Raw genomic sequence first — 4910 nt, 5'->3', positions numbered from 1 at the left:
CGAATTGTTAAAGAGCAGTGCTTCATTCCGAAGCAGGACGCGTATTCTACTGCGTCAGGGTATTAAGTCAAGCATCATTTGAAGTAATTTTCCAGTTGATGCAGCTTAATTTTATCTCACATCAGAAAAGGCGCATTAGATGCCTTCTCCGTGTCGACTGGGCGGCATTATAGTGGCTTGTATAAACAAGGCAAGAGAAAAAATGACTTTGCGAACCGTTTGCACAAAAACCAAACAGACAAAGCAAAAACGGCTTTCTGCATTCAGAGCTATTTAGGTTCTGCCGTTCCAAAGAGTGCAACTTTTAAGGTATTGTCAACTTTATCCGGCGCACCGACCATTTCATCGTAAGCTGATTGGTGGCTCAGGTAGGCCTTGCGAATGGTCGCCTCCGCAAACGCATCACGAACTTGCTCAATGCTGTGAAATTTCTTTGGCCGGCCTGTGGCATCGTCAATTATAAATGCTTTGCGATTATCGAAATCGACCTCTGCTAGATAAAGCCCCATCTCATAGGAGTGGATCACCAGTTCATCAATATGAACATCCTGCCGATTCAAATGTTCTAAGCGGTGAAAATTCATAGGCACCTCGTAGTCGTTTTTTTCTAATACGAGTTTAGTGCAAAAAGCGATCGCTCACAGGAAAGTTTATTCAGAAATGGGACAAGCTTTACATTAAGAAATAGCCAAAGGTACTATGATGAAAACTCAGTCAGCATTCTAACTTGTCGAGCTGTTGATGGACCCATCATTTTTTCGCTGTAAACAGGTATTAGTAGTAGAGGATTGTGCACCGGTCCGTGCTACTGTAAAAAGTATGCTTCAAACCATCGGCTTTGAAGCTATTCACCTGGCACGTAATTCGACCGAGGCGCTAAAAAAGTGCTACGAAATCCCCTTTGATTTTATTCTTTGCGATTTCAATTTAGGTGACTGCAAAGATGGCTATCAACTATTTGAAGCTCTGAAACTGCAAGATCTCATCAGCCCACTATGCTGTTTTATGATCATTAGCGCTGAGAGTCAGCGTAAAATCGTCCACGGTATGATAGAGCTGCAACCTGATGACTATTTACTGAAACCTTTCAGTTATCCGGTGCTAGAAGAACGCATTATTCGCATGGTCAAAAGCAAAATAGCGCTTCGCAAAATCTACCTGGCAATTGCCGAGCACGACTATACACTAGCTATCGACGAGTGTGACAAAGCCTTAAATGCCAAGCCAGAACACAGCCAAACCATCTACCGCTTAAAAGGCGAGCTGTTGCTGCAAACTAAAGCCTATGAGAAAGCAGAAAAGTATTATCGGATGCTAAAAGAGAGCAAATCCTATCCTTGGGCGCGGCTTGGCTTCGCCATTGCAGGCTTTCGCCAGGAACGTTGGGAAGATAGTGAGTTGGAGCTAATCGATTTAACGCAATTTGATGAAACCAAAGTCGAAGCTCTGGACTGGTTATCTCGATTGCTAGTTAAGCAAAACCGCTATCAACGAGCTTGCGAGACTTTGAGTGAGGCAGCTTTACTCTCACCAAAGAATATTACCCGCCAGCAAACCCTGAGTAATTTAACCAGTATCATAGGTGATAAAGAAGCCGCAGCTCGAATCCATAGTAAATTAGTTGCTGCCGCACGCCACTCTATCCATGATACTGCCGATAATTACCTAAACCATGCCCGAGCTCTAATTGACCTGGCACAAACTAAATCTGTGATGGAACGAGCCGTTCATTTGCAACATGCCAGCCAATTAGTCACTGGCCTGAACAAACGGTTTAATGAAGCCCTGGTACAGCAGGAAGTCCAGTTGGTACGAGGCCGAATCCTTGCGGCCAAAGGGCAATTGGCCGAGGCAAAAGAACTTATCCATGGTATTAGTGGGCTGAAAAGCAAAAAACTCACCATTGACAGCTGCATGGATGCCGCCAAAGCCTATTTTGAAATTGGTGATTTGTATGAGAGTGAGTATTACATCGACGAAATGCGCCGGCACCTGGCTAAAGATGACTTCCTGACCGAAACCCAGCAACTGATGTTAAAAATGGAGCAAAACCGACATCAGGAGCTAAAAGATAAAATCAAAACCATTAACCAGGAAGCCTCAGAAGCATACCAGCATGGCCATTATGGCAGAGCTAGCGAGCTATTCCATGAGGCTTTTCAGTTCATGCCAAGCAATCCGGTCATCGCGCTGAATATGCTGCAGGCCATGAGTAAAGGGACTGGCCTGACGGTAGAAACCATGAAACCAGCCAGGCAAGCCATTGCTTTGCTTGAACAAAGCGAGTTGAGCATCACCAACCAGGAACGTTACAAGAAATACTACCGCACACTTATCAACAAACACCCGGAGTTGGCAACCAAAAGTCGTGCACCGTCTGTGGCTGGTTAATCAGCTGCCCGGGTGGCCTGCCAGGACACCACCTGCCAACCTGAATCATTCCGTAGCAGAGTGCCGCTGTTGTAAAAGCGTAATTGCTCAGTATCACTGTTACCGAGCAAAGTAAAGTTCAGCACAGCTACATCGCCATAGATACGGATCTGGATATCCTCTGCCCCATAGTACAGGCGAATATCCGCTTCAGCAATGGGTCCACTACTCTGCACGCCCTGCATCAAGGTGTCCTTACCAAAACGGGTTCCGGCAGAGCTGGTATAGACTAAATCTTCAGCCCAAAAGCTCTGATGGATCTTTGCATCATTGCGGCTGGCTCCTGCTAAAAACTGATGCAATAACGCTGTAATTTCAGCTTTATTGTCATTAGCAGATACCGATGGCACCATCAACAAGCAGGTGAGTAGTGTTACCGTAAAAAATAGGCTTTTCATCTGTCCTCCTTCCGTAAAAAAAGCGAGCCGAAGCTCGCTTACTTAATGATTGAACGGGCTACATGCTGATGCCACCATCAATTTCAACCACCCGACCAGTGAAAAAGTCGTTTTCAAAAATGTATTTGGCGGTATGAGCAATCTCACTAGCCTCGCCAAGACGTCCCACCGGTTTCATCTTTTCCAGCCGCTCCCGTGCTTCCGGTTTCATTGCATCAGTCATTGCCGTGCGGATCACCCCTGGTGCGATAGCGCCAACCCGAATACCATAACGGCCCAGTTCACGTGCCCAGGTGACTGTCATTGCGACCACGCCGGCTTTGGACGCAGCGTAGTTGGTTTGCCCCATATTACCGCCACGGGCAACGCTCGACATATTGATGATCACACCTTTGGTGCCTCGCTGCACCATAATGGCGGCCGCTTCACGACCACAGAGGAAAACGCCGGTCAGGTTGACATCGATCACGGACTGAAATTGCTGCAGCGGCATCTTGCTCACCAGCTCACCATCTTTGTATTTCAGCAACAAGCCATCCCGTAAAATCCCGGCATTGTTAATCAAGCCATCCAGGCCATTGAAGTCACTATCAATAGCAGCAAAAGTTGCTTCCACCTCGGCTTCATTCGCCACATTGGTCGGATAGGTTCGCACCTCAGCACTGGCAGACAATTCGGCTTTGGCCGCAGCCAGCTGCTCTTCATTCATATCAATCAGTGCCAACCGGGCTCCTGCAGCAGCACACATGCGAGCCATTTCCAGACCGAGCCCTTGGGCACCACCAGTAATGACGATGGTTTTGTTGTTCAGATTCATGCTTTTTTCTCAAACAGTTTAAAGATACTGGAAAAATCAAGTTTGCCATGGCCGGCACGCTGATGGGCGACATACAGATTACGCGCCAAGGCCCCCATCGGAGTGCTGCTTTGGCTTTGAGTGGCGGCTTCGAGCGCCAGCCCAAGATCTTTGGCCATCAAATCCACCATAAAGCCGCCCTGATAATTGTTGGATGCAGGCACATTCTCCAGCACGCCCGGGCAGGGATTGTAAAGCTCCAGCGTCCAGTTACGACCGGAGCTTTTTAGCATGATTTCCGACAGCACCTTTGGGTCCAGACCGTTGTCGATGCCCATTTGCAGCGACTCCGAAGTACCGACCATCAAAATACTGAGCAGCATGTTGTTGCAAATTTTCGCCACCTGACCGGCACCGATAGCGCCGGCATGGAAGATATTCTTCCCCATGCCCTGCAACACCGGCACGGCTTTTTGATAATCGGCCTCGCTGCCACCGACAATAAAGGTCAAAGTACCGGCTTTGGCACCACCCACACCACCGGATACCGGAGCATCAATAAAGGCAATGCCCTGCTCCACCAAACCAGCGCCAAGTTTACGGGCACTGTCGGCATCGATGGTGGAGCAATCAATCACCAGCGCATCTGATTTGATCTGAGCAGCTATGCCCTGCTCTCCCAGGTACAAACCAAGCACATGCTTGCCAGCAGGCAGCATCGAAATAACAAAGTCAGCACCAGTGGCGGCATCGGCTGCTGAAGCGGCGATGTCAGCACCTTCTGCTTTGACAGTTGCCAGTGCCTCCAGTGATAAATCAAAGGCTTTGACCTGGTGGCCGGCTTTAGCAAGGTTGATGGCCATAGGGCCACCCATATTGCCAAGGCCAATGAATGCAATTGTTGCCATCATAAACTCCTTACAAGCCTAACATACGAAGCGGATGCTGACTGGCAGTCCACGGCGATGTAAAAAAGGTATCGATCAGTTCTTTTGGAACAGACTCTACATTAGGGTATTGCCAGTTGGGCTGACGATCTTTGTCAATCAAGAGCGCTCGCACCCCTTCGGCAAACTCGCCCATACGGCCACACTGCACACTGATGCCAAGTTCCAGCCTGAAGCTGTCGGCCAAAATCATGCTCTGCCCAAGCTGCAACTGCCGGAACACAATATGAGCGGTTATAGGACTGCCATAACTCAGCGCTTCTTTGGCTTTTTGCAGCCAGCTATCATCGCCTGGCATGGCATGAATGGCAGTAATCACGGCTGGCAGGGTATCCAGCT

General features: G+C 48.5%; 6 protein-coding genes. 1 reads left to right on the top strand and 5 read right to left on the bottom strand.

Annotated elements, in window-relative coordinates:
* Nucleotides 1-269: 269 nt before the first annotated feature.
* Entirely contained in the window at nt 270-584 is a 315-nt protein-coding gene (locus JJU14_RS16000; RefSeq protein WP_228614722.1) for a DUF6482 family protein, read from the bottom strand.
* 157 nt (nt 585-741) lie between these two features.
* Between JJU14_RS16000 and JJU14_RS15995 the strand changes: the two genes are divergently transcribed.
* Nucleotides 742-2391, top strand: coding sequence for a tetratricopeptide repeat-containing response regulator (locus tag JJU14_RS15995; RefSeq protein WP_228614721.1), 1650 nt, complete (start codon nt 742-744; stop codon nt 2389-2391).
* On the opposite strand, the gene JJU14_RS15990 is transcribed toward JJU14_RS15995, so the two are convergent.
* The 4 genes from JJU14_RS15990 to JJU14_RS15975 form a co-directional block, all read right to left on the bottom strand.
* Complete coding sequence (locus tag JJU14_RS15990) at nt 2388-2828, bottom strand: nuclear transport factor 2 family protein (RefSeq protein WP_228614720.1); 441 nt, start codon at nt 2826-2828, stop codon at nt 2388-2390. The two genes, JJU14_RS15995 and JJU14_RS15990, sit on opposite strands and share 4 nt — an antisense overlap.
* Nucleotides 2829-2886: 58 nt before the next feature.
* Nucleotides 2887-3645, bottom strand: coding sequence for an SDR family oxidoreductase (locus JJU14_RS15985; protein ID WP_228614719.1), 759 nt, complete (start codon nt 3643-3645; stop codon nt 2887-2889).
* Nucleotides 3642-4532, bottom strand: coding sequence for a 3-hydroxyisobutyrate dehydrogenase (gene mmsB / locus JJU14_RS15980; RefSeq protein WP_228614718.1), 891 nt, complete (start codon nt 4530-4532; stop codon nt 3642-3644). Before mmsB ends, JJU14_RS15985 begins: the two co-directional genes overlap by 4 nt.
* A gap of 10 nt (nt 4533-4542) precedes the next feature.
* Nucleotides 4543-4910, bottom strand: a 368-nt coding sequence (locus JJU14_RS15975) for an enoyl-CoA hydratase/isomerase family protein (RefSeq protein ID WP_228614717.1), incomplete at its 5' end; no start/stop codon positions are given.

The organism is Alkalimonas sp. (genome assembly GCF_020831925.1).
In the GTDB taxonomy this organism is placed as follows: domain Bacteria; phylum Pseudomonadota; class Gammaproteobacteria; order Enterobacterales; family Alteromonadaceae; genus Alkalimonas.
The sequence above is the reverse complement of the archived record's forward strand: the minus strand, read 5'-3'. Positions and strand labels throughout refer to the sequence as shown.